Genomic DNA, 1,258 nt, shown 5'->3' on the forward strand with positions numbered 1-1,258 from the left:
TGAGTTTAGGGGCAGGTTTTAAGGCGGTGTTTTTGCCACATAATGAGCGAAGCGAATGGCAAAAACGGCGACTTAAAAGCTGTCCCCTAGAACGACTGGTTAGAGGGCGAACTGCCGAGCACGCTACCGCACGGGAGCGTAGCGCAAGCGAAGCTGCAGCCCCGGTAAAACGCCGGGAGGAATGCTGAGCTTCCCGGCCCCAATTTATTGTCTTAGTGGCACACCACGCAGAACGCTGTGAGGTTGCCGGTACTGCTTTGTTTAGCGGAGCCGCCTGGAACGAACCTGCCGAGGCTGATGTGGTTCGGTAGCTCAACACCGGTAGACTTGGTTCTGGCAGCGAGTTCTCAGCCGCCGGAAAAGCCTGAACTAAATTCTAGGCAGAGCCCTTTAACGCCGCAAACAGCAGCGGTTTAAAGTGGCTTGTAGCGAAGCGAAAAGACGCTTTAAACCGTCTGCCTGCTTTGCTTTGTTAAGAGCGGCCAAGCCGCTTAGATTGACTGACAATAGATATACCACCTGCGATACCCGTGAGCCCCACGCCAACAAGATAGAAAGAGTTACCGAAGCCAGCCACCGAAAGAACAAGTGCAACCACGCTCATACCGATGATGATATAGCCGGTTATGAGAATGGCCAATGAACTCGGTTTTCTGGCGACACCGAACATAGCCCGCGAAAACAGAACACCTGAACCTAGCAAGAAAACAACAGCTACCGCAAAAACAGCTATGCTCCCTGGCGGCACTTCTTTGCTTTTCCAGAATGGGATACTAGCAGCATAAGTGAAGGCAGCGGCTACTATGAAGATCACGAGAGAAAAAGCTGAGCCATAAACTCGTTCCCAAAGCGTAGGCTTTCTGTCCATACCCCACTTGCGTGACATAGCCGCCATTCCTCTTAACGCTTTTGCTAAGGGGCGGCCGATAGGCCGTCCCACGAAGGGCCGCCAGGCCCGTAGTGTACTTGAGCAATTGGTTATGGGGCGATCTGCCGGGCACGCTACCGCACGGTGCGGAGCGCAAGCGGAGCCACAACCCAGTAAGTACGCCGAAAAGAATGCTGAGCTTCCCGACCCCAATTTATTCTCTTATTAGCACACAACGCCGAGTGCGGTGATGTTGCCAGTACCGCATTGCTTGCCGGAGCCGCCAAGAACGAAGCTACCCAGGCAGATGTACTGCGATGCTCAATGCCGGAAAATCTGATGCGGGCAACGAGCTTTAAACCGCCTACAAGATTCTTAAAGCAGAGCCCT

Annotated in this window: 1 protein-coding gene; it reads right to left on the reverse strand. The window is 53.5% G+C overall.

Annotated elements, in window-relative coordinates; translation table 11 throughout:
• Positions 1-472: 472 nt before the first annotated feature.
• A complete protein-coding gene (locus RBH33_RS17695) occupies positions 473-886 on the reverse strand; it encodes a hypothetical protein (RefSeq protein WP_306733552.1) in 414 nt (137 codons plus the stop codon).
• Positions 887-1,258: the final 372 nt, after the last annotated feature.

Source organism: Marinimicrobium hydrolyticum (assembly GCF_030848505.1).
Classification (GTDB): Bacteria; Pseudomonadota; Gammaproteobacteria; order Pseudomonadales; family Cellvibrionaceae; genus JAVDDU01.